Annotated in this window: 25 protein-coding genes and 1 riboswitch; of the genes, 15 read left to right on the top strand and 10 right to left on the bottom strand. The window is 48.0% G+C overall.

What is annotated here, in order from left to right; translation table 11 throughout:
* Positions 1-57 precede the first annotated feature (57 nt).
* Positions 58-1,287, top strand: coding sequence for an MFS transporter (locus M3630_RS27800; protein WP_251254309.1), 1,230 nt, complete (start codon positions 58-60; stop codon positions 1,285-1,287).
* Between the two features lie 130 nt (positions 1,288-1,417).
* Here the strand turns inward: M3630_RS27800 and M3630_RS27795 are convergent, their stop codons facing one another.
* The 6 genes from M3630_RS27795 to M3630_RS27770 form a co-directional block, all read right to left on the bottom strand.
* Positions 1,418-1,627, bottom strand: a complete 210-nt coding sequence (locus M3630_RS27795; protein ID WP_251254307.1) for a hypothetical protein — start codon at positions 1,625-1,627, stop codon at positions 1,418-1,420.
* A 37-nt stretch (positions 1,628-1,664) separates the two neighbouring features.
* Positions 1,665-2,048 carry a helix-turn-helix domain-containing protein gene (locus M3630_RS27790; protein WP_251254305.1) on the bottom strand — a complete coding sequence of 128 codons (384 nt, stop codon included), beginning with the start codon at positions 2,046-2,048 and terminating at the stop codon, positions 1,665-1,667.
* 134 nt (positions 2,049-2,182) lie between these two features.
* A complete protein-coding gene (locus M3630_RS27785; protein ID WP_251254297.1) occupies positions 2,183-3,034 on the bottom strand; it encodes an NAD(P)-dependent oxidoreductase in 852 nt (283 codons plus the stop codon).
* Positions 3,035-3,057: 23 nt separating this feature from the next.
* A complete protein-coding gene (locus M3630_RS27780) occupies positions 3,058-3,873 on the bottom strand; it encodes a pyrroline-5-carboxylate reductase family protein (protein WP_251254294.1) in 816 nt (271 codons plus the stop codon).
* 96 nt (positions 3,874-3,969) lie between these two features.
* The gene (locus M3630_RS27775; protein WP_048031441.1) at positions 3,970-4,650 is read right to left on the bottom strand and encodes a zinc metallopeptidase; all 681 of its coding nucleotides are present in this window, start codon (positions 4,648-4,650) and stop codon (positions 3,970-3,972) included.
* Positions 4,651-5,093: 443 nt separating this feature from the next.
* Positions 5,094-6,380: a glutamate-1-semialdehyde 2,1-aminomutase gene (locus tag M3630_RS27770; RefSeq protein ID WP_251254286.1), complete on the bottom strand. Its 1,287-nt coding sequence runs from the start codon at positions 6,378-6,380 to the stop codon at positions 5,094-5,096.
* 165 nt (positions 6,381-6,545) lie between these two features.
* On the opposite strand from M3630_RS27770, the gene M3630_RS27765 reads away from it, so the two are divergent.
* From M3630_RS27765 to proS, 6 genes are all read left to right on the top strand, one after another.
* On the top strand, positions 6,546-7,388 hold the full coding sequence (locus tag M3630_RS27765; protein WP_251254284.1) for a protein phosphatase 2C domain-containing protein: 843 nt from the start codon (positions 6,546-6,548) through the stop codon (positions 7,386-7,388).
* A gap of 89 nt (positions 7,389-7,477) precedes the next feature.
* Positions 7,478-8,488 carry an ABC transporter ATP-binding protein gene (locus M3630_RS27760; RefSeq protein ID WP_251254282.1) on the top strand — a complete coding sequence of 337 codons (1,011 nt, stop codon included), beginning with the start codon at positions 7,478-7,480 and terminating at the stop codon, positions 8,486-8,488.
* Positions 8,481-9,275 carry an ABC transporter permease gene (locus M3630_RS27755; RefSeq protein ID WP_251254272.1) on the top strand — a complete coding sequence of 265 codons (795 nt, stop codon included), beginning with the start codon at positions 8,481-8,483 and terminating at the stop codon, positions 9,273-9,275. Before M3630_RS27760 ends, M3630_RS27755 begins: the two co-directional genes overlap by 8 nt.
* A 3-nt stretch (positions 9,276-9,278) precedes the next feature.
* Positions 9,279-10,076 (top strand): ABC transporter permease, encoded by a 798-nt coding sequence (locus tag M3630_RS27750; RefSeq protein ID WP_370646715.1) that lies wholly within the window; start codon positions 9,279-9,281, stop codon positions 10,074-10,076.
* Between the two features lie 404 nt (positions 10,077-10,480).
* Positions 10,481-10,635, top strand: a riboswitch (FMN riboswitch).
* 231 nt (positions 10,636-10,866) lie between these two features.
* A complete protein-coding gene (locus tag M3630_RS27745; RefSeq protein WP_173611419.1) occupies positions 10,867-11,478 on the top strand; it encodes an ECF transporter S component in 612 nt (203 codons plus the stop codon).
* A 314-nt stretch (positions 11,479-11,792) separates the two neighbouring features.
* On the top strand, positions 11,793-13,259 hold the full coding sequence (proS, locus tag M3630_RS27740; RefSeq protein ID WP_251254260.1) for a proline--tRNA ligase: 1,467 nt from the start codon (positions 11,793-11,795) through the stop codon (positions 13,257-13,259).
* Between the two features lie 52 nt (positions 13,260-13,311).
* On the opposite strand, the gene M3630_RS27735 is transcribed toward proS, so the two are convergent.
* Both M3630_RS27735 and M3630_RS27730 read right to left on the bottom strand, forming a co-directional pair.
* On the bottom strand, positions 13,312-13,950 hold the full coding sequence (locus M3630_RS27735) for an HAD family hydrolase (protein ID WP_251254258.1): 639 nt from the start codon (positions 13,948-13,950) through the stop codon (positions 13,312-13,314).
* Between the two features lie 63 nt (positions 13,951-14,013).
* Complete coding sequence (locus tag M3630_RS27730) at positions 14,014-14,631, bottom strand: winged helix-turn-helix domain-containing protein (protein ID WP_173611422.1); 618 nt, start codon at positions 14,629-14,631, stop codon at positions 14,014-14,016.
* Positions 14,632-14,787: 156 nt separating this feature from the next.
* Here M3630_RS27730 and bcp point away from each other — a divergent pair, with 156 nt between their 5' ends.
* The 4 genes from bcp to M3630_RS27710 are packed head-to-tail and all read left to right on the top strand — an operon-like array spanning position 14,788 to position 17,691.
* Positions 14,788-15,258 (top strand): thioredoxin-dependent thiol peroxidase, encoded by a 471-nt coding sequence (gene bcp, locus M3630_RS27725; RefSeq protein ID WP_221869233.1) that lies wholly within the window; start codon positions 14,788-14,790, stop codon positions 15,256-15,258.
* 35 nt (positions 15,259-15,293) lie between these two features.
* Positions 15,294-16,346, top strand: coding sequence for a M42 family metallopeptidase (locus M3630_RS27720; protein WP_173611424.1), 1,053 nt, complete (start codon positions 15,294-15,296; stop codon positions 16,344-16,346).
* A gap of 9 nt (positions 16,347-16,355) precedes the next feature.
* A complete protein-coding gene (locus M3630_RS27715) occupies positions 16,356-17,117 on the top strand; it encodes a class I SAM-dependent methyltransferase (RefSeq protein WP_251254256.1) in 762 nt (253 codons plus the stop codon).
* 25 nt (positions 17,118-17,142) lie between these two features.
* Positions 17,143-17,691, top strand: a complete 549-nt coding sequence (locus tag M3630_RS27710) for a cob(I)yrinic acid a,c-diamide adenosyltransferase (protein WP_251254254.1) — start codon at positions 17,143-17,145, stop codon at positions 17,689-17,691.
* Between the two features lie 42 nt (positions 17,692-17,733).
* Here the strand turns inward: M3630_RS27710 and M3630_RS27705 are convergent, their stop codons facing one another.
* Positions 17,734-18,642 carry a complex I NDUFA9 subunit family protein gene (locus M3630_RS27705; protein WP_251254243.1) on the bottom strand — a complete coding sequence of 303 codons (909 nt, stop codon included), beginning with the start codon at positions 18,640-18,642 and terminating at the stop codon, positions 17,734-17,736.
* Positions 18,643-18,760: 118 nt separating this feature from the next.
* Here M3630_RS27705 and nth point away from each other — a divergent pair, with 118 nt between their 5' ends.
* The 3 genes from nth to M3630_RS27690 all read left to right on the top strand — a co-directional run bounded on the left by nth (position 18,761) and on the right by M3630_RS27690 (position 22,040).
* Positions 18,761-19,447, top strand: a complete 687-nt coding sequence (gene nth, locus M3630_RS27700; protein WP_047073743.1) for an endonuclease III — start codon at positions 18,761-18,763, stop codon at positions 19,445-19,447.
* 151 nt (positions 19,448-19,598) lie between these two features.
* Positions 19,599-20,033, top strand: a complete 435-nt coding sequence (perR, locus tag M3630_RS27695; protein WP_047073745.1) for a peroxide-responsive transcriptional repressor PerR — start codon at positions 19,599-19,601, stop codon at positions 20,031-20,033.
* Between the two features lie 273 nt (positions 20,034-20,306).
* Positions 20,307-22,040 carry a glycosyl hydrolase family 18 protein gene (locus M3630_RS27690; protein ID WP_251254241.1) on the top strand — a complete coding sequence of 578 codons (1,734 nt, stop codon included), beginning with the start codon at positions 20,307-20,309 and terminating at the stop codon, positions 22,038-22,040.
* A gap of 94 nt (positions 22,041-22,134) precedes the next feature.
* Here the strand turns inward: M3630_RS27690 and M3630_RS27685 are convergent, their stop codons facing one another.
* Positions 22,135-22,509, bottom strand: a complete 375-nt coding sequence (locus M3630_RS27685; RefSeq protein WP_012684798.1) for a YgzB family protein — start codon at positions 22,507-22,509, stop codon at positions 22,135-22,137.
* Between the two features lie 117 nt (positions 22,510-22,626).
* Between M3630_RS27685 and M3630_RS27680 the strand changes: the two genes are divergently transcribed.
* A complete protein-coding gene (locus M3630_RS27680) occupies positions 22,627-23,502 on the top strand; it encodes a nucleotidyltransferase-like protein (RefSeq protein ID WP_251254239.1) in 876 nt (291 codons plus the stop codon).
* Positions 23,503-23,774: the final 272 nt, after the last annotated feature.

Genomic DNA, 23,774 nt, shown 5'->3' with positions numbered 1-23,774 from the left:
CTTCATATTCCATCAGGACGTATAGGCTGGTCCTGAACCGACAGGAGGGTGCGCTTCATGTGGCATCGACGCTTTATTTGCCTCTGGGTGGGTCAGACATTGGCCAACCTTGGGGATGTATTTTATATTGTTGCGTTTATTTCGGTCATTTACGCTGCAACTGGCTCTGTCATGTACACGGCGTTTATACCGGTTGTCATTGTAGCATCGCAGTCTGTGAGCAGCTTGTTGGCTCCGCTGGTGTTTCAGCGATTGTCGTTGACGGGCATGCTCGTGCTGTCGCAAGGCTTGAAGACGATACTTTTGGCTGGAGCCTCCTTAGCCGTCAGCAGCGGTGTAGGAGAGCAGGGAGAGTGGATCTGGCTGTTTTTCGGATTGGGGTCAGCCATCGCCTTTATGGATGGCTGGGCAAACCCTGCACGCAATGCCATGGTGCCGCAGTTGGTCGGACGAGAAGATCTTATGCGAGCGAATGGGTTGCTTGCCACCTCGGATCAAACCGTTCATTTTGCTGGCTGGGCCGCAGGAGGATTACTCGTTTCTTGGCTGGGAGCAAGTATCGTTCTGTGGGGAACGGTTGGTGCCTATGTAGTGGCAACGATCGCGATGACAGGCATTGCACCGGCGAAGGAAAAGCTGCGCGAAGAACAGGGGGCCAGGGCGGCAACAGACTGGCTCACTGGATGGAAAACCATTCGCGATGTGCCTGTACTGCGACTGCTGGTCGCAATGGATGTTGTGATCGGCTTGTCCGGGGGTGTGTGGATCGCTGCGATTATGCTGCCATTTGTCCTCGATGTACTTGGACAAGGAGAAGCATGGTGGGGCTATATCAATGCCGGTTACATGCTTGGAGCCATTGCGGGTGGGACGCTGCTATTGATGTATGCGGAGCGGATGCGTCGCCATTTATTTCGCTGGATCGTTTGCGGTACGATTGGAGTCGGTTTTTTTACCTTTTGTTTTGGTAACAGTACGAATGCTCTGGCAGCACTGTTGTTTTCCTTTGCGCTGGGCCCGTTTTTGGAAATGGTGCATGTAAGCAAGCAGACTCTTTTGCAGCAAGAGACGGAGGAATCGGCACTGCCCTATGTCCTGTCAGCAAAAGGGACGATTGATTTACTCGTTTTTGGGGCTTCTGCCTTGGTGATGGGTGCTATCGCTGAATGGCAGGGAGTCCGGGCTGTTTATTATGTCTCTGCTGGATTGTTACTCATCGCATTCCTTTTTGCGTTGCGCTTGCAAAAAAAGCAGACGGAGCATTCCAGTGGGGTTTCCGTAGATTAAAACACGAGCAGGCTGTCTTATCCGTAGACTTTTCTACTGGTAAGGCAGCCTTTTTTGATGATATGCTTCTTGATCATAAGAAGGTATATGTATTTTTTATCTATTTCCATAAAAAAATTTATCGCAGTACTTACATCAGCTTCCTCTCTTTAATAAAATCAACAAATGCTTTTAACAAAGAGATTTGCATCGATTCCTTCCGATAGATCATCCACGATTTGCGCAAGATCGGCTCGCCGTGCTTCGTCCGCAATTGAATCCGGTAAAAGTCTTCACTGCCCGTCAGGACGCTGATAGGAGACCTGAAAATGTTCAGATGTCTTTTGGTAATTATGTTCATGTGCCAGACAATACTGCACAATCTCAATCCGTTCTTGCTAAGTCGTAGAGCGACCCTTTGTCATAGCTTTTGCTTCCCCTTTATAGGCTTTTAAGCTGCTATGACCATTATACTTGTTGATCCAATTAAAAAGCTGTCTCGTGCTAGCAATCTTGTATTTATCGATGATTTGGTACTGAGACAATCCCCCCTCAAGGTAATCCATTACCGCTCGGAGCTTAAGCTCAGCACTATAGCGTTGAAGATGCGTACGACGCTCTAACCCTTCATATCCATACATCTTGTACCGACGTTGCCATTTCATTAAAGTTGTCTTGTTAATCTCATATTTCTTCGCAGCTGCCAGGAAACCAATTTCCCCATTTGATACTTCTTCGAGAATGGCTAGTTTCTCGAAAGCATTATATTTACCTCTAGACATGAAAAAGCTCCCCTCACAATAGCAAGCTTTTTATTATTTCGCCTGTCTACTGTATGGGGAGCATATCAGACTTTCTTTTTCAGGTCTTAGGTAGCCGCTGTTTCACTTATATTGGGTCAGTCAAGGCACTATGCTTATTTTCCGCCAAGGTGACGCAGGATCGCCATCAAATCGAGCTCTCCCAGTCCTGATTCCAGTGCATGGCGATAGGTGGCATTGACGGATTCCGCCAAAGGTGTAGAAACGCCTGCTTCATGCGCTAATCGAAGGTCCTTGGCCATATGCTTCAGGGCAAAGGCAGCCGGATAGTCGTCAGCGAGGATCGAGGCTGCTTTTCCGCGAATTAACGGGGTTCCCACGGCACTTTCGGAAATGATGTCCAGCATCTGTTCTGTGCCAATGCCGAGAGAGCGTGCGAACAGCAATGTCTCAGAGACACCTTGTACCGTAATGCCAAGTAACAGATTGATCGCCAGCTTGGCAGACGTGCCAGCACCGTTTGGGCCCAAATAAAAGGCTGCTTTGCCTAGCTTGTCCAGCATCGGCTTGACTACCTCATAATCCGCCTTCTCGCCGCCTACCATGATGACGAGCTTCCCTTCTTTTGCAGGTCCTACACTGCCAGAGACAGGCGCATCGAGAAAGCGCAGCCCAGCTTGTTTGGCTTGCTCAGATAGAAAACGAGAAGTATCCGGGGAAATAGTGCTCATGTCCACCGCCAGCTTTCCTTGCACAGGAAGACGCAAGAGGCCATCTGAGCCTGTATAGATTGCTTTTACAGCATCATCATCACTAACCATGGTAAAAAGTACATCGCTTTGTGCCACGAGCTCAGACAAAGTCGCAGTCTCTTTCGCACCCAATGCCACCAATGGTGCAGCTTTTCCCGGCGTACGATTCCAGACACGTACGTCGTAGCCTGCAGCCAGCAGATTGCTAGCCATTGGTATACCCATGTTACCCAAACCAATCCAACCGATGATCATCGTGTTGTTCTCCTATCCGCGATTTATGCTTTTATTTGTTGTTGAACAAGTATCTTCAAAGCAGCGTGCTTGGATTCTGTCATGGCAAACAACTCGTCAAACCCTGAAGGAAGCGTCTTGTCAAGCACACGCAAGCCTTCCTCGGTAATGCCACCTTTGGTAGCAACACGCTCGATCAGCTGGTCAAAGCTAAGCTGTTCGTTTTTGAGCAAAAGAGCGGTTCCCAGCATCGTTTCCACCAGCATGCTTCTTGCAGTATCCAAGTCAAGCTCCGGTGTTTTGCGAACGGCTGCCTGCGCGAAGGAATCAAGAATCCCTGCGATCAGTCCTGGTGCGCTGCTGGTGAGAATCGTCGCTGTTTCGATCTCGACCTCGGATACTTCCTGTGATTGACTAATGGAAGACAGGAGAGCGAGAAGCTCATTGCGATCCTCTGCACTTGTTCGACTGCTGCATGTAAACAGAGACACACCATGCAGCTCTTGCGAAGTGACTGTAGGAATTACCTTGCTTACGGCACCTGTATGGACGGATTCCAAATCATCGATGCTAACACCTGCTGCTACTGAAACGATATGTACACTTTTGGGGATAGACAACTCACGGAGTACAGGCAGGATATCCAGTGGTTTTGTGCAGAGAAAGACCAGCTTTGCCTGATCGCACACCTCTTGCGCACTTTCGGCTATGAGAATGCCATGTGATGCTTGCAGAGTTTCAGCCTTTTCTCTTGTTCGATTGAAGACGGTTATTTGCTCGGGCTGGATCACACCGCTTTTACAGAGTGATTTCACCAGCATTTGTCCCATACTGCCTAATCCAATGATTCCAATTCGCATGTGCAAAACCCCCCGCCTTATTGTAACGTAGCCTCATGAAAAAAGGTACAGCCTCCCATATGAGAGAGCTGTACCTTTGCCGTTTCGTTTAACGGATTAGTCGTCAGAGCTTCGGAAAATCATGATGTATTTCGCCAACTCCAGAACAGAGATCAGAGCGGCAGCTACGTACGTCAGAGCGGCTGCGCCCAGTACTTTGCTTGCGCCACGTTCTTCTTCATTCCGGATGAAGCCCATTTTGAGCATCAGTTCTTTCGCGCGGCTGCTTGCGTTAAACTCGACAGGTAGTGTGACAAGCTGGAAGGCAACTGCTCCGGAGAAGAAGATAATCCCGATGAGCAGGAGTCCAGCCATTTTGAAGAAGAAACCAGCCAACAGCAGCAATGGCGCCACACCGGACACCAGGTTGACTACCGGGAAAATGCGATGGCGTGCTACCAGCATCGGGTACGAGACCTTGTGCTGAATCGCATGGCCTACCTCGTGACAAGCAACGGACAGAGAGGCAATCGAGTTGCCGAAGTATACGGGATCAGACAGGCGTACGACACGGTCAGTCGGGTCGTAGTGGTCAGTCAATGTACCTGGGATATGTTGAACAGGAACGTTCGTCAAGCCGTTCGCATCGAGCATGCGACGGGCTGCCTCTGCACCGGTAAGACCGGAGGAGGTAGGAACTTCGGCGAATTTGTTAAAAGTTCCTTTCACACGGAACTGTGCCCAGAGCGACAGTCCGAATGCAATCAGAATCAGGAAATCCATAGGATGGAAAAACATTCCACACTCACTCCTCATTGTAATCTATGAAAACGAAATGTTGCTAAGCCATACATGTAACCTTACTACTTCATTCTGTCCCATATTCATGTATACGAATAAGTCCTATGACAGTTTCACTATTTTATTGTACAATCTCTGACCATTATTGACAATGTTGCCGCATGCGAAAAAACAGACACATTCCTCGTCAGTATGATTGGGAATGTGTCTGTTTTGATGCTCATCTGTCGTGATTTTGAGTTTTATGATGCTCGGTTTTTCGCGGGTTTTGAAAGCCCTTCACTTCGAGCATCTTACTGCTCATTTTGGAATCCAACGTCTTTTCAGGAGCCTGCGGATATGATTTTTCACCTTTGGACACCGGGATATCCTCCTCGAAAACATAATCGCGAACAGGCTTATTATTTCCTCGGACGGATACGAAAGGACGTGGGAATGGTTTACAGCTGAGAAAAGGCGCGGTCTACAGCCGCGATGGTGTATTGAATGTCTTCTTCTGTATGAGCTGTCGTCACGAACCAAGCTTCATATTTGGATGGAGCCAGGCATACACCTTCATTCAGCATCAGCTGGAAGAAGCGGGCAAAAATTTCTCCATTCGCTTTCTGAGCTGCATCGTAATCATGAACAGGCTCGTCCGTAAAGTAAACAGCCAATGCCCCTTTTACACGATTGAGCTGAATGGTCACGCCGTGTTTGTTTGCCGCTTCGATGATTCCGTTCGCCAGCATAGCGCCAAGTCGTTCGAATTTATCGTACACGCCCGGCTGCTTCAATACTTCCAGGCAGGCAATACCCGCACGGATAGAAGCAGGATTACCAGCCATTGTTCCTGCTTGATACGCAGGGCCGAGTGGGGCGACTTGCTCCATGATTTCCCGACGACCACCATAAGCGCCGATTGGCAGACCGCCACCGATAATTTTGCCCAATGCAGTCAGATCAGGCTCGACTCCGAGGAGGTTTTGTGCGCCGCCATAGCAGAAGCGGAAGGCCGTGATCACTTCATCGTAGACGACAAGGGCGCCAGCTTCGTGCGTAATGCGGTTAACCTCTTCCAGGAAGCCAGGCTCAGGTGCCACGATACCGAAGTTGCCGACAATCGGTTCAACGAGGACGCAAGCCGTTTCGCTTCCCCATTTGCTCATAGCTTCTGCGAATGCTTCGATATTATTAAAAGGTACGGTAATGACTTCGCTGGCAATGCTTTGCGGAATACCTGCACTGTCTGGAATCCCCAGAGTAGATGGCCCCGAGCCGGCAGCAACGAGCACCAAATCAGAGTGGCCGTGGTAACAGCCTGCAAATTTGATGATTTTGACACGTCCGGTATAGGCACGTGCTACACGAATGCAGGTCATGACTGCTTCTGTACCGGAATTGTTGAAGCGAATGCGCTCCATCGAAGGGATTGCTTCGCGGATCATGTTTGCAAAGGTAATTTCCCATGGAGTAGGCGTACCGTACAGGGTTCCATTGGCAGCCGCTTCGCAAATCGCTTTGGTCACATGTGGATGTGCATGGCCAGTAATGATGGGGCCATATGCTGCTAAATAGTCAATATATCGATTGCCGTCCACGTCCCAGAAATACGCGCCCTGGGCACGTTCCATCGTTACGGGTGCTCCCCCGCCTACGGCCTTGAAAGAGCGGGAAGGGCTGTTTACCCCGCCTAGAATGACGTCGAGTGCTTGCTCGTGCAGTTGCGCGGATCGTTCACGTTTCATGCATATTCCCTCTTTTCTTTTGGAACTACCTCTTTTGGAAAAAGTCCTTCATTATCTTACCACAGCTGTTCAACAAGTGGATATGAACGGAGAGCTATAGATGAAGGAAAGGAAAAATGATACAATTTTCAAGCAAATCACTCCAAGGGTAAAGGCGGGGTCATCATGAAACTTGAGTGCATCTCCATGAAAGGAAGCAGCAAAAGCAATGAGGACGCCTATGTGATTCAGCAGGTCAAGCATGTGTATGCGGTCATCGATGGCACTACGTCGCTGATCCCGTATGAGAACGAAGCAGGGCAGACAGGAGGAGCTATCGCGGCTGACCTTGTAAAAAAGCAGTTGGAAGCAATGCCGGAGGATGCAGCTTTGCACAATTATTTGGGGACGATAAACGAAACCCTTCAGGAGCAGATGCGGCAAAGTGGCATCAATCTTGAGAAAAAGGAAGCATTGTGGGGAGCGGCCTGTGCAGTCGTTCGTGTAGGAGATGCCCATATCGAGTATGCGCAGTTGGGTGATTGCATGATATTTGCCGTTTATGATGATGAGATGGTAAGACCCCTGACGCACACGCAAGTCAGCCATTTGGAACAGGCCGCCTTGGCGAAGTGGGAAGAAGGAATCAACGAAGGATCGTGTACCCGAACAGAGCTGTACGAACGATGTATGGACATCCTGATCCATAACCGCTATCAGGCGAATGGACCAGGAGGCTACGGCGTGTTGAATGGCGATGTTGCCTGTCGGGATTTTATCGAGTATGGACGCATGAATCGAGTTGGCGTGAAGGCATTGGTGCTGGTAACGGATGGTCTTTTCATGCCGAGAGCTATAGGTGGAGCACAGCCAAAGTGGGAAGAAACGGTGCTGCCGATTGTACATAAAGGGCTGCAACGTTATACAGACGAGCTGATCGCTCTGGAAAACAATGATCCCGAATGCATCCACTATATCCGCTTTAAAAAGTCAGACGACAAAACGGGCATGATTCTTTATCTTCAATAACAGTTTGGTGCAGTTTGCCTTTTGCACAATTCGATTGGCTCATATACACTACAAATGGTATTTAAGCGAAGAAAAAAGGACGGTTTTCCATGATTCAGGTAAATCATTTACAAAAGGATTTCCGCATTCATCAGTCCAGACCGGGCCTTGGTGGTGCTTTTCGTGATTTGTTCAGTCGAGAGTACAAGACAGTAAAAGCGGTGGATGACCTTTCCTTTACAGTAGGGGAAGGGGAAATGTTCGCGCTGATTGGGGAAAATGGTGCCGGAAAATCAACCACGATCAAGATGCTGACGGGTATCTTGACCCCGAGCGATGGCGAAATCGTCATCAACGGCTATGTGCCTTTCAAGCAGCGGGAAGAGTACGTTCGATCCATCGGAGTTGTTTTCGGGCAGCGCTCTCAGCTTTGGTGGGACTTATCTCCGCTAGAGTCCTTCCGCCTGTTGAAAAGCGTTTATAAGGTTGACGAAGTAGAAGGAGAAAAATGGCTGGAGCGTTTGATTGAGGAGCTGGAAATTTCACCGTTCGTCAGTCAGCCAGTGCGCAAGCTGAGTCTCGGACAGCGGATGCGCTGTGAAGTGGCTGCTTCGTTGATTCATAAGCCACGCCTGCTGTTTCTCGATGAACCGACAGTTGGTCTCGATGTACTCGTTAAGCAAAAAATCCGTGAGTTTCTCCGCAATTTGAACGAGACGGAAAATATGACAATCTTGTTGACGACTCACGATGTGTCAGACATCGAAGCACTCTGTAAACGGGTGCTTGTCATGGACAAAGGAAAGCTGATCTTCGACGGTTTACTGAATGACCTCAAGGAAAAATGGGGCAATGGCACAGAAGTGTCCTTCCAAATGAAAAAGCGCACTTCAGCAGCAGCTCTTCGTCAGACATTGGGCGAGATGCCTTGTGAGATCGAGCAAATCAATGACTTTACCCTCAGTGTAAAAGTAGCGCGAAGTCAAGAAATGTTGCCCTTTGTGTTGTCGACGGTCATGTCCTCCTTTGAAGTCAGCGATGTGAAAATCGAGGAGACGAGCACAGAGGATATCGTTCGCAACATTTATTCCTCAGACCAAGAGGTAAGAAGCCATGCGTAAGCTTTATATGGAACTCATCCGCATGAGGTTTTTGACGATGCTTGCCTATCGTGTCAACTATTACAGCGGGATCATTATCTACGCGATCAACATCGGTGCGTACTACTTTTTATGGGGAGCGATCTACGGAGGTCAGCAGCAGCTGGGCGGGCTTACGGTGGAACAGATGACTTCCTACGTTGCGATTGCTTGGATGTCGCGGGCGTTTTATTTTAACAACATCGATACGGAAATAGCCCAGGACGTCCGAGAAGGGAAGGTCGCAATTGAAATGATACGCCCTTATAATTACTTGTCCGTGAAAACGGCGCAGGCTTTTGGGGAAGGGATCTTTCGTTTTCTTTTTTTCGCGGGTCCAGGTATTTTCCTTATCAGTCTGATCATTCCGTTCAGCTTCCCTGCGACAGCAACTGGGTGGGGACTGTATTTGATCAGCTTGATGTGTGCGTTTTTGATCAATACACAAATCAATCTGGTGACAGGCTTGCTTACTTTCTTCCTGTTCCGAAACGATGGCATGATGCGAGCCAAGCGGGTCGTGGTGGATCTGTTGTCTGGTCTCGTGCTGCCGATCAGCTTTTTCCCCGGTTGGGCGCAAACGGTAATGGGGTATCTTCCATTTCAGGCGGTCAACTACTATCCGAGCTTGATCTTCACAGGTGCGATTTCAACGGAACGCTCTTGGGAATTGATCGGTTTTCAGGTGATTTGGATGTTTGTCATACTGGTTCCCATCTTGGTGATGTGGCGTCTTGCCCGCAACAAGCTGGTTGTGCAAGGAGGGTAGAGCATGCAAGACATGAGACATATTTTTAGTATTTTTGCCGACTACCTGAGCCAGTACTTCAAGACGAGACTTGCCTACCGAACAGATTTTCTCGGGGATTTTGTGTCCAATCTGGTTTCTGAGTTGATCAATCTTGTCTTTATTGTTGTTGTGTTCACCCATGTTCCGCTGATGGGGGATTGGACGCGTGACGAGATTATCTTTATCTATGGGTTCTTTTTGGTACCATACGCATTATTCTCGATGTTCTTCGGTTTTTGGGACTTCAACGAACGGTACATCATCCGGGGCGAGATGGATCGCATCCTGACGAGACCGATCCACAATCTGGCGCAGGTGTGCCTCGAGTCGATTGCGCCAGACCGCATTTTTGGCGTCATAACCGGGATCATCATCATGGGGTATGCTGCCATTCAACTCGATTTGTCGTTTTACTGGTACGACGTGTTCATCTTTATCGGGCTCTCGATCAGCGGGGCACTGATTTACGGTGGCGTGTATACCGCGATTGCTGCTGTTAGCTTCTTTTCCGACTCGCGGACAGGGATTGCCCCGATGATATACAACATCCAGCAGTACGGGCGCTATCCGGTAGACGTGTACAACAAGGCTATTCGCTTTGTGCTCACCTACGTGCTGCCGTTTGCTTTCGTAGGTGTTTATCCGGCGGCTTACTTTTTGCGCAAGGAAGTTTGGTACACATATGCGGCAATGACGCCGGTAGTGGCTGTTATTTTCTTCGGGATTGGGCTGTTGGTCTGGAACTGGGGAGTCACGAAGTATCGGGGAGCGGGTTCTTGATGATTTATAATCCGAAGTCGTTGTGAGGTAAAAAAAGACCATCCCGGCTGCAACCGGAACGGTCGGTACAATAGGCGCTTCCCGCAAAGGGGTGCGGCTCAATACTATGTTGCGAAATAGACCGCAGAGCTGTCAACTCAAGGGCGGTCTATTTCTTTTTGGTCAAGGTAACAACCAAGCCGATCTCCCCCCTTTCTATGGGGATGAGCCGCGCGACCACCCTTGAGGAGCCGATTCTATTGTGCAAGCGAATGATAGCATAATGTGCTCTCTAGTTAGCAAGTGTCTTTTTTATTCGCTATTCGCACTAAACACATCGGAAAAATAAATAAGAAGTGTCGCTTTGGCAGTTTCCTCTATTGTCAAATCAAAAAACAGCAGTATAATATGCTGTATACAACTACACATTCCTTCGGGGCAGGGTGAAATTCCCGACCGGCGGTGATCATGCTTTACGCATGTTAAGCCCGCGAGCCTCCCGAGCGTAAAGTTGCGACGGAGTGCAGGATCTGGTGTGATTCCAGAGCCGACAGTACAGTCTGGATGGGAGAAGGATGACGACAGTACGTTTATCACACGTGCTTGTTTACCTGTGCAAACGGGATGAGAACGTAGAGGCAGCCCTCTTGTTTCTTGTACCTTTTATTTGCGCATGGTTTTGTCATACGCTTGCAAATGCCCTGTGGAACATAGCCACAGGGTTTATTCTGTTTGTGTAACAAGACGTGTGAGCATACAACGACTGTTGCCATTCCTCAAGAAGGAGTAGAAAAATGAGGAGATGGTAAACATGAAAGAAACAGCGCTGCATTCTTCGCGCACACGTGCAACCCAAAAGCTGGTGACGATTCCCATGCTGGCGGCCGTTGCATTTATTCTGCAGTATCTCGAGGTTCCCGTACCACTGATGCCAAGCTTTTTGAAGCTCGACTTCAGCACACTCCCGGCATTGATCGGGGGACTCATGTACGGACCTGTAGCTGGCATTATTATCGAGGTACTGAAGAATACACTGCACATGCTCTTCAAAAATACAGATGGCCTTTTGATCGGTGAACTCGCAAACGTCGTAGCAGGATCAAGCTTTATTTTTGCGGCTGTCTACATGCAGCGTCTGGGCCAAGGCAAAAAAGGCTTCCTGACTGGTCTCGCTCTGGGGACGGTTTTGATGACGATCGTCATGGCTGTGGCAAATGCATATGTGCTGTTGCCTGCGTACGCTGTGCTTTATCAAATGCCGATTGAACAGCTCTTGACTATGTTCAACGCGACAAGCATCTGGTCATTGGTTCTGTACGGAATCGTGCCGTTCAATCTCTTCAAAGGTGTTATGATTTCAGTGGTCGCATATCCGATCTACGTGAAGCTCGGCTCCAGAATCGCTGCACGTACCAACAATTGACAACCACGACATGACTCGCTAATATGTTAACTTAATAGAAAGTTTCAAAAGGCTATGAAAGGACCCGCAGCTATACCCTCGTAACAGAGAGTCGGCCCTAGTCTGGAAGGCTGATACGTAATGGATAACTGCATCCCATCCTGAAGCCGCTGGTGAAGAGCTTAGCCGGATGCCCACCGTTATCGGGTTATCGAGAGGACTATGGCGTATTGCTATGGTCAATCAGGGTGGTACCGCGGAAGTTAATCCTCCGTCCCTTTTTGGGATGGGGGATTTTTTGCATTTTACGTAAGAACAAAAAGGAGCGTAGACGGATGAAAGAGGACAAAGCGTTTGTAAAAGAAATTACACCGCAATCGGAGGATTTTTCGCGTTGGTACATCGATGCCATCAAAAAGGCTGATTTGATGGACTACACACCGGTGCGCGGCTGCATCGTTTTCAAGCCGGATGGCTTTGAGCTATGGGAGCGAATTCAAGAGGCGATGAATAAGCGCTTCAAGGAGACAGGGCATCGCAATGCCTATTTCCCGATGCTGATCCCCGAGTCCTTCTTTCAAAAAGAAAAAGAGCATATCGACGGCTTCAATCCAGAGCTGCCTTGGGTAACAGAGGCTGGGGGCGAGCGGCTAGAGGAAAAGCTCGCACTACGTCCAACCTCCGAGACGATCATCGGGCATATGTACAGCCAATGGATTCAGAGCTATCGGGACCTGCCTGTATTAATCAATCAGTGGGCAAACGTGTTTCGCTGGGAGAAGCGGACAATGCCGTTCTTGCGGACATCGGAATTTCTCTGGCAAGAAGGCCACACGGCACATGCGACAGAGGAGGAAGCTCGTCAGGAAACGATGCAAATGCTGGAGATTTACCGAGAGGTCGTTGAGCAGGAGCTGGCCATTCCGGTTTGGAAGGGACAAAAAACACCAAGTGAACGCTTTGCGGGTGCTGTTGACACGTATTCCATTGAAGCGATGATGAAGGATGGCAAAGCAGTGCAGGCGGGCACCTCGCACTATTTGGGTGATAAATTTGCGCGCGGCTTTGAAATCAAGTTTTTGGATCGCGACAATCAGTTCAAGTACGTTCACACCACATCATGGGGCACCTCTACGAGACTGATTGGTTCAATGATCATGGTGCATGGCGATGACCGCGGTCTCGTGTTGCCGCCTCGCATGGCTCCGACACAGGTGATTATGATCCCGGTCGGTCCGATGAAGCTGCGCGAGAAAGTCATGGAGGCGTTTGATCCGCTCTTTGACGAAATCAAGGCCGCAGGAGTGCGTGTCCGTGCTGATCTTCGCGAAGAAACACCAGGCTGGAAGTTCAATGAGTGGGAAATGCGCGGGGTTCCTCTGCGTCTGGAGCTCGGCCCACGTGACGTGGAAAATGGTCAAGTGATTTTGGCTCGACGCGATACAGGGGAGAAGGTGACGGTCTCACTTGAAGGTATCGCGCAGACCGTTGTTCAACTGTTGGAAGAGATTCAGCAAAATATGTTCCAAAAAGCACTAGCATTCCGTGATGAAAACTCACATCTGGGGATCGACACACTGGAGCAGCTATCCGCTCATATTGCTAAAAACGAGAGCGAAAACAAAACGAGCGGATGGGTGTTAGCTGGCTGGTGTGGGGATGATGCTTGTGAATCGAAGATCAAGGAAGAAACCAAGTTCACCTCTCGCAACATCCCGTTTGAGCCTCCTGTACAAAAGAAAGTCTGCCTTTGCTGCGGCAAAGAGTCACAGCATAGTGTCTGGTTCGGACGGGCGTATTAATCAAAAAAGGGTGTGTCCACGCTTTTGCGGCAGGGGCACACCCTTTTTTCAACTAGCGTCCGAGAATCCAATCGGTAAAAGCTGGCACATCCGTAAAGTGGTAGTCAGGCTCGGGATCGAATTTTCCCGACTTTTGTGTAACCAAAAGCCAATCCACACCGACTGTCCGCAAACCAGCGGCACGACCAGCCAACACATCAGCATCACTGTCACCTACGAAAATGGTTTCCGCAGGAGTTGCGCCTAGCTGTTTCATAGCAGTAAAAATACCTTCTGGATGAGGCTTTGGATGTGTGACCTCATCACCTGTAATCACGACGGAAAAATACGAATCTAATCCCCATTCTCGAAGGGAGATGTCAGCGCTTTTTCGTCCTTTTCCTGTTACGATTCCCATTTGGATATCGGCTGCGTGAAGTTCGTCGAGCATAATTCGGATATTTTCCGGATTTTGTACGCGGGAGTGTTCATCTGTGTATACACGATAAAAATGTGCGAAGGCGTTGTCATGCGCATGTGGGGGAAGCTTGCTTTGCAAAATGCCTGTCTCTGTGGGGCCAAAGAGAGCTACAATCTGCTCGTCCGTATAATGCTCTTGTAAAAACTGCTGAAAGGTGGAGCGAAAAGCGGTGAAGATCAAGGGGAGGGTGTCGGCAACTGTGCCGTCGAAATCAAACAAGATCGTCCGCATTGGAGTCCTCCTTTGATTAGAAAATGAAAGAAAACCATCGTATCTGATGGTTTTCTTGGTGACTTACTCATCCGAATCATCAAAAGGATCATCTGAATCATCTGTTGGATCAGCCGGAGTCAATGGGAACAAGATGTCGAAAAACTTGAATTTTCGACGGCCAGATTCCTTTTTGAACCCTTTGTACTTTTGCAACAGCTCAGAGATGTCTTCCACAAATTGATTACGTTCTTCTTGACTCAAATAAAATTCAGTCAAATTAAAAGCGAACGTATTTTTGTATTCCTTCCGAACATCCTGGTCGCTTGCGACGAAGCGATTGAGCGTTCGCATGAGGTCCTTTTCCGTAGTACGAAACGGAGTAAACATGACATCACTTAATTGTTGAGCGTTTTCTTCAATCATCAATTGAAGCTTGACCTGAATGACCTTGGCAACAGGCTCATAATATTTCTCCACAATGGAGCCTTTTACCCGGGTATCCACTTGCTCGAGCAGTCCAACACGCACGAGCTCTTTCACATGGTAATGTAGCCGTGCTGCATTTTCGCCTAGTTCTGTAGCGATTTGTTTGGCCGTTCTGGGCTCCAAATCTTCAAAGAGTTCCAAAATTTTAACCCGTTCCGCTATAGCAAGCGATTTTAGCGCTTCTGGATCTGTTACTTCAAAAAACTCTTTCATGCGAATTCACCATCCAACTGACTAGGCAAAATTTTATTTTTTTTAATTCTATCCTTTTCTGAATCAAAGCGCAACTTGTATGCGGATGAAGTGACTACTAGATTGTGGTAAAATGGGACCAGCGAAAACAGGATATTATCGAGAGGAGGGAAAAGTTTGACGGCAGTAGGACAAGCTGCACCTGCATTTACTTTGCAGGCGAGCAATAATCAGACCCTCTCACTTTCCCAATTTCATGGTCAAAATGTAGTGCTTTATTTTTATCCGAAGGACCAAACGCCAACATGTACCACAGAAGCATGCGACTTCCGTGACTTCCATTCAGGTTTTGCCGAGCTGAATACAGTTGTTCTCGGAATCAGTCCGGATTCTGTGAAATCGCATGATAAATTTATCGCGAAGCACGAATTGCCTTTTCCGCTTCTGGCAGATCCAGATCACCAAGTGGCAGAGGCTTATGGCGTGTGGGTGTTGAAAAAAATGTACGGACGAGAGTACATGGGCATTGAACGCACGACGTTCGTCATCGACAAAGAAGGCAACATCGCAAAAGTATGGCCAAAAGTAAAAGTCAAAGGACATGTGCAGGAAGTGCTTCAATTTATTAAGGAAGAGCTTCAATCCTAACGTTTATTTCGCAATGGGCGAATGGAGGAAAACAGATGAGTGTATCCACGGAATATGTTGTACAAAGCTTTTGCCAATTGGCGAACATCCCAAGTCCATCCGGCAATACGGAAAAAGTAATGGCCTGGGTTGCACAAGAATTAGAAAAGCTTGGCGTTTCCTATAAACGGACTAACAAAGGGGCAATCGTTGCAACAGTAGCGGGGGCCCATAACGAAAAGGCAAGACTCTTGACCGCTCACGTCGATACACTGGGCGCGATGGTAAAAGAAATAAAGAGCAACGGGCGCTTGAAGCTGACTTTGATCGGCGGCTTTGCATTCAATGCGATTGAAGGAGAGCACTGCGTTGTAGAGACTAGTAGCGGTCGTCTTGTAACCGGTACCATTTTGTCCACCAAAGCTTCCGTGCATGTATACAGCTCAGAAGCGGGGAAAGCTGAGCGCAATGAGGCGAACATGGAAGTCCGACTGGATGAAAAAGTCACAAACAAGGAGCAAGTCCTTGCGCTTGGGATTTCCGTCGGAGATTTCGTCTCCTTTGATCCGCGGGTGACGGTAACGGATAGCGGCTTTATCAAGTCCCGCCACATTGATGATAAAGCAAGCGTAGCTGTGCTCTTGGGGGTTCTGAAGGAGCTGAGTGAATCCGGCGTGAAGCTGCCTTACACCACGCACTTTTTTATCAGCAATAATGAAGAGATCGGCTATGGCGGCAATTCCAGCATCCCTGATAACGTGGTGGAGTACCTGGCTGTCGATATGGGCGCGATTGGGGACGGACAGACGACAGATGAGTATTGCGTGTCCATTTGTGCGAAGGATTCCACTGGACCTTACCACTACGGATTGCGCAGCCATCTGACCAAGCTCGCACAAGCGAACGGTCTGAACTACCAAGTGGACATTTATCCCTACTATGGTTCCGACGCAAGTGCTGCGCTGAGAGCAGGATATGACGTTGTCCATGGTTTGATCGGACCGGGAGTAGATGCATCCCACTCTCATGAACGTACACATAAAGAAGCGCTCGACAACACAGCGAAGCTCGTGATGGCCTACCTTCAATCAGAAGAAATGCAAGCATAGGAGGGCCGTATGAGCAATATGTATCAATGGGCTGACTACTATGATCTCACGCAGCGCGGTGTCGCGGGTGATGTTGACTTCTATCTGGAGCAAGCCAAGCAAGCAGGCGGAAAAGTGCTGGATCTTGCTTGCGGCACCGGAAGAATCAGCATTCCGATGGCGCAGGCTGGCATCGACGTTACCGGAATTGACCTTTCCCAGGATATGCTGGCGAGGGCTCAGGCAAAAGCAGAGGAACAAGGTGTGACATCCGGCTTGAGGCTATTGCAAGGGGATATGCGCGCCTTTGATCTGCAAGAGTCATTTTCGCTGATTATGATTCCTTTTCGGTCGTTTTTGCATCTGTTGCATGTTCAAGAGCAAATGAAGGCATTGACCTGCATTCGCAAGCATCTGGCTCCAGGCGGGAAGTTCATCATGAACGTGTTTGTGCCCAAGATTCATCATTTTTACGAGGAAAATGAAAAAATGTCCTTGCGTGGCACTTACCCACTCCCGTCAGGAGAAGAGGTTGCGATGTGGGATTACACCCGTTATGACCATTTTCAGCAACTATCCGAAGTGACACGCATATACGAGCGTACGGATGCACAGGGAGTTGTGACGGAACGGGTGAAAGGTCGATTTACTCTCCGCTACATATTCCCTGCGGAGCTCCATCACCTGCTTCGTTTAAACGGCTTGAAGGTCACACAACGATACGGTTCTTTTGCAAAGACACCTTTTGACGCAAATAGCTCAGAATTGATTCTGGTCGCAGAAGCTTTGTAAACGGAACCTGTGGAGGGGATACGGAATGAAGATTTATACAAAGTCGGGGGATAAAGGTGAGACGTCACTGGTTGCAGGTGTCCGCGTGCCTAAGTTTGCCGATCGTGTTGAGGCGTACGGTACGTGCGATGAAGCCAACTCGCAGATCGGATTGGCACTGGCTCTGTTGCCTGCAACAGAAGAATGGAAGGAATTGCAGGATGTTTTCCATGTCATTCAGACAAAGCTGTTCCATGTAGGAGCTGAGCTGGCGACGCCAGAAGGCAAGAAGGTAGGTTGGCCAATTGCAGAAGAGGATGTTACTTTTCTGGAAGAGCAAATTGATATGCTAGATGCAAAGTTGCCTCCGCTCACCAATTTTATTTTGCCTGGCGGACATCCAGCAGCGGCTGCCTTCCATGTTTCGCGTACGGTCGTCAGACGTGCAGAGCGCAAAGCAGTTCATGTGGCACAGCAGGAGCAGGTAAACCCTTCCGTGGTCAAATACCTCAACCGACTGTCTGATTACCTGTTCGTAGTGGCTCGTCATATTAATAAAGAGACAGGTGCAGAAGAGAAAACGTTGCATGAATAGGCAAAAGCCCCCTGGGATTAAGCAGGGGGCTTCCGCTTTTTATTAGGCACGCAGGTAAGTGGAGATTCCCGGAAGAAAGTCGATTTTCTCTGTGTGAAAAGTATCGTAGAGAAGCTTTCCGTCCTTACATGCGTTTCCTTCTAGCAGCATAGTGAGCTGCGTGTTGGTGATCGGGAAGAATGGAAATCTCTCCATCATATTTACCATAGGCTTCATGAAAGCAAGGGGGATGTGAATTTTATTGACCTTGCGCTTTCCAATAGCCTCGCCAATCGTATCCAGAATTTGTCCGTAGGAGAGTGGTTCGGGCCCACCTGTTTCGTAAATTTGATTGGTTGATTCGGGTCTGTTTAAGGCTTGGACGAATACATCGGCCACTGTCTTGCGAGCGACTGGCTGTAAAGGGTAGGAGCCATCGCCAATGACCGGTGTGACAGGTAACCGGACCAGATCGGCGAGCATGTTCACGAATTCATCCCCAGGACCAAAAATGACAGATGGACGGAAAATGACGTACGGAATACCGCTTGTTTGCACAAGCTGCTCCGCTTCATATTTGGTTCGGTGATAGGCGCTCGTGGCGTTTTCGCGTGCGCCAAGAGCACTCATATGGACAAAGCGCTTGATTCCAGCTTGCTTGGCGGCCTCCAGTACATTTTTTGTACCCTCTACATGAATACGAGAAAAGCGAATGCCTTTCCCCGGTTGTTCGCGAATAATTCCGACGAGGTGGATGACAGCATCGCAGCCTTGCATCCCTCTCATCAATGATTCTTTATCAAATAGATCGCCAGTCGCTTCCGTTATATGTGGAGTGGCGGTTTCGTTGTAGGGAAGCTTACCTGTTGAACCAGCTCTGGTGAGGCAAACCGTCTCATATCCTTCTGCCTGCAAGCGCTCGAGTATACCCCGTCCAACAAAACCTGTGGCACCAGTCAGGAATACTTTCATGGAAAACCTCCTCCCGTTAAATACTTCCAGACTCATTGTACAACAGTTGTAGTCTGTGGTGCTATCGATCACTGTGTTGACCAAGGCGGTATAATGTAGGGAAAAGGGGGATATATTTATGGCACAACGCAAAGTACCTGTTGCCGACATTTTGGATAATTTGCAGCAGCTTTATCCGGATGCGCACTGTGAATTGAATTATACAACCCCGTTTGAACTTCTCATTGCGACCATTCTTTCGGCCCAATGTACAGATAAACGGGTGAATGAGATTACCGCACCCATGTTCCAGCAGCTAAACCAGCCGGAGCATTACCTTCATTTGACACAGGAAGAAATGGAAGAGCATATAAAAGGGCTCGGGTTGTATAAGAATAAGAGTAAAAACATTTTAGAGACCTGTAGAATCTTGTACGAAAAATACAATAGCGAAGTTCCACAAACGCACGCCGAGCTCGAAGCATTGCCAGGAGTAGGGAGAAAGACTGCAAATGTCGTTTTGTCCAATGCATTCGGGATTCCTGCGATCGCGGTGGATACGCATGTATTCCGCGTAGGAAACCGGTTAGGTCTTGCGAATAGCGACAATGTGGATGAAGTGGAGCGTCAGCTCATGAAGCGCATTCCAAAAGAGAAGTGGACGGATGCGCATCATTGGCTAATCTGGCACGGCAGACGTGTGTGTTCATCGCGCAATCCGCAATGCGGCAGCTGTACCCTTCAATCCATGTGTAAGTTTGCACAGGCGGAAGCCAAAAAGGCCAAAAAACCTGCAACTAAAAAGCCAGCAAAAGCAAAGGGATAAACTTGATTTTCCACTTCTTTCTGTTCAAATCGGCTGAATGGATATTGACAGTTTTCGCCGACTAGACGTACACTTATTTATAGTAATTCTAATCAATGACATTAGAGAAGCTTGTTCTTTTGTCTTGCGAAAGACTGTGGGGTGTAACAAGATGGTACAACGTGTGGAAAAAGCTGTTGAAATCCTGAAGAATACCGGGGTTCGCATGACACCTCAGCGCCATGCAATTTTGACCTATTTGCTGGAAACGATGACTCACCCGACGGCTGACGAAATATATAAAGCCCTTGAAGGCAAATTCCCGAATATGAGCGTTGCAACGATTTATAACAATCTACGAGTCTTTAAAGATGCTGGATTGGTTACAGAGCTCACTTACGGGGATGCGTCCAGCCGATTTGATGCCAATGTGGAAGAAGATCATTATCACGCGATCTGTTCTTCCTGTGGTGCAATCAGGGACTTCCACTTTCCGTATTTGCGGGATGCAGAAGTAGCTGCTTCCAAAGACATCGGCTTCAAAGTAACCGGACATCGTATGGAAGTTTATGGCGTTTGTGATTCCTGTCAAAAGAATCCCCACTAAGAATGTATTGGATGGATGAGCACCTCCTGCTTGAATCGGATAATCCCGGTGATGCAGGAGGTGTTTGTGTTTGGGGGACATACCCCTTTTTGTCGATATCTGTAACCTTTTGGCTTCTCGTACGTCTTCTTCTTGGTAGGAAGCTTGTCCGTGAATTACTAGAATACAAAAGGTTGTGAATGGATTGAACCAACGCTATGATCGGAATAATGAGTCAAATCATACAGCCCAAGTCAGAAGACAGGCTTATGTACCGGGAAGCAGGTGGAGATTATGAGCAGGGAGTCAGGTAGAGCTCTGCGACCAAGACGAAGAAAACGAAGGGCTTTTGGCAGGCTGATTTTGTTGAGCTTTTTCTTGTTGGCCATCTTCGGCAGCATTTACTGGTTTTTTGTACTCCGTGCCTCGACTGAGCATGTGCAGCCGTATGACGGTGATAAAAATGTAATTGTATCCGAAGGCTCGCGAAAAGAGTCGACGTATTTATTGGAGTCAGAGCAAATATTGCTGCCCTTTGATTTTATTAAAGAAAACATTGATCCTGCGATTTTTTGGGATGAGCCAACACGTTCCGTTATTGTCACCACGAAGGATAAGGTGCTTCGGATGGAGAGCGGAGAAGTTGTCGCCTATCTGAACAAAAAACCTGTGGATTTACTCGTTCCGGTGAAAGAGGTAGACGGCACACGCTATGTCCCGTTGGATCCATTGGAAAAGCTATACCCTTATTCTTTTGAGCGAAAAACAGATACGGGTGTCCTGGTTGTCGAAAAAGAGGGCTACGAAATCCAGCAAGCGAAAGTGATCGCTGCCGAGGAAAAACAAGCGGTCCGTACCGGGGCTTCTCACCGAACCCCGATTGTAGCAGAGCTGTCTGCGGGTGAGGTTGTCGACGTTCTTGGCAAAAAGGAAAACTGGTATCGCATTTTAACCGCCTCTGGTGTAGGAGGATTTATTTCAGAGAAAAGTATTGAAATGACGAATGTGCGCAAAGTCCAGCTGGAGCACACGACTGCTACTGGACAACAACACGCTGCTTGGAATCCTGATGGAAAGATCAACCTCGTATGGGAGCACGTCGTCAGCAAAAATCCGGATGTTTCAAAAATTGGTGCATTACCAGGGGTAAATGTAGTAACTCCTACTTGGTTTGAAATGAAGGATGCAGAAGGAAATCTGTTGAACAGGGCTGATCCTGCGTATGTCAAATGGGCTCATAAGAGAGGTTACAAGGTTTGGGGGCTAGTTACAAATGGCTTTAATCCAGATTGGACTAAGTCCGTTCTCAGTAGCTATGACAAGCGAGACCAATTAATTGCCCAACTCCTGTACTACGCTCATCTTTATGATCTCGATGGCATCAACATCGATTTTGAAAACGTATATTTAGAAGAAAAAGAGGAGCTTGTTCAGTTTGTTCGCGAGCTGACACCGTATCTCCATCAGCAAGGACTGACCGTTTCCATAGATGTGACGATCAAGTCAAATGCTAAACAATGGTCCATGTTCCTGGATCGGAAAGCTTTGGCCGAGGTCGTCGATTATGTTGCGGTGATGACATATGATGAGCATTGGGCAGCGAGTCCAAAAGCTGGTTCTGTCGCATCGTTGCCATGGGTGGAGCGGGGCTTGCAAGGAGTGTTGGAAGAAGTCCCTAACGAAAAGTTGCTGCTGGGTGTGCCTTTTTACACGCGCTTGTGGACAGAAGCCAAGCAGGCTGATGGCACTGTGAAGGTGAGTTCTAAAGCTTATTCCATGACAAAAGCACAGGAATGGATTAACGAACGCAAGCTGACTCCCGTTATGGATGAAGCTTCAGGTCAACATTACGTGGAGTATAAAGACCCGAAGGATGGCAACGTCTATAAAATGTGGATAGAAGACGTAGCTTCTATGAAGAAGCGTGTGGAGATTGTCAATAAATACGACTTGGCCGGTATAGCTTCTTGGCGCCGTGGTTTTGAGGTGCCGGAGATCTGGCAAGCAATTGACGAGACTTTGAAATAAAAGACAGACAGCTTTCACGAAAGAAAGCCACCTGCCCCCCGAATGCTCGGGAAGTAGCAGGTGGCTTTTTACGTATAAGATGAAAGGAATCATATTATGTCTGGTTTTGCTGAGGATGTCCGTCTTCTAGGCGCAAGGGTTGTCCACAAAACATACAGGCGTCTTCTTTTCCCAACATCTTCGTGACTTTTTGGCATGAAGGGCATTGCACCTGTGGAGCTGAAGTGGAGACCATCCCGGAAATCATAAACAAGACTGTACTGCCCATTGTCAGAATGAACCCGATGATCAAAAGCAGCGTCATAAAAATGTAAGAGCCTTTTAAGAGGTTTCCAAGTAAAGGAATAAAGTCCAAATAACCCGCAAAAAATGCGTACCCTGTATACATCAGCAAAATGCCGATTACCATGCTCCAGTTGCCCCATGTGCGCATGCGTTTGATCTTGCTCAGGCGTTCTGTATTTTTCATGATCATTCCTCCTACCCTATAGTATAGCATACAAAGGATTTGTCTGTTGACAAGCAGGAAACCGACAAGACTTGTAGAATCCATAAGTTCAACCCAGGGGGCAGGGAGGAACAAGGCATGACTTTAAGGCAGACGTATCTGAAAAATCTCCAGCAGCGTTTGGATGTGCAAGCGGTGCTTGTCTTGAATGATTCGGATATGCTAGTCCCCTTTCGCGAGGGAATCTTTTATTTCGTCGTAGTAAATGAGCCCCAGGCTGATGGTAAAATCCGTCGCATGTTATTTCAGGAACAAGTGATCATCGAGCAGCAAATCAGCACGTGGCAACTGGAGAAGGGAGTCATTTGCGGTTTGGATGAGCGGCTTGCCGAGATGCTTCGAAGGGCAGAAATTGTTTGGGACAAAGAACAGTATATGAAACAAATGAAACTGCGCTTGGCTAGTTTGTCATCTTCTCTCCAGAAAAAACATATCTGTAAGGAGTATTCCCAAATCCTTCGTTTTTTTCACGAGACAAAAGAGTTTTTGCAACAAGGCATGATGCTGGATGCACATCACTCTGCCATTCAAACGATTCACTATTTGGCTCGTCTCATTGTATATGAAGCGGGAGATCATCCCCAACCAGCTTTGTGGACGCAGGTCAAACAGATAGATCCTTCTATATATAAGTTGTATGAGGAGCTATCTTTTAATGCAGAGGCATTGGAGAAGCGAATTGAACTACTTGTACTGGCAATTGAATTTTGGATCGCATCCAGAACGAAGGAATCTGTTCGATACCTGGTTGAGCTCATGGAGACGAAATCAGGGCCTTGGCGTTTGGAAGAGCTGATGAATCATCCGATGATTCAAGAGGCAGAGATCGAGATTCCTCTCGTGATAGATAAGATGCTTCAGCGTTTATTGATTCAGGAGATCGTATGCAAAGATGGAGAAAATGGTGACAGAGAAACAGGTTTTATTTTAATGGGACAAAAAATTTTCAATTAGTGTTGACTTCTGTTTGTGATCCATGCTATATTAACAAACGTCGCTGCTGCGCTAACGCAGAGCGGACGAAAAAAAGTTTTGAAAAACACTTGATTTCACAAGTGGTTATGTGGTAAATTAAGAAAGTCGCCTCTGGGCGATGAACCAAAAAATGCTCTTTGAAAACTGAACAGCGAAAGCGTTAATGAGTCTATCATTAAATGATTTGCCAGCTTTGAACCAGTAACAAACTTTATTGGAGAGTTTGATCCTGGCTCAGGACGAACGCTGGC

The sequence above is a fragment of the Brevibacillus sp. MER 51 genome (assembly GCF_023714195.1).
Lineage (GTDB): Bacteria > Bacillota > Bacilli > Brevibacillales > Brevibacillaceae > Brevibacillus.
The sequence above is the reverse complement of the archived record's forward strand: the minus strand, read 5'-3'. Positions and strand labels throughout refer to the sequence as shown.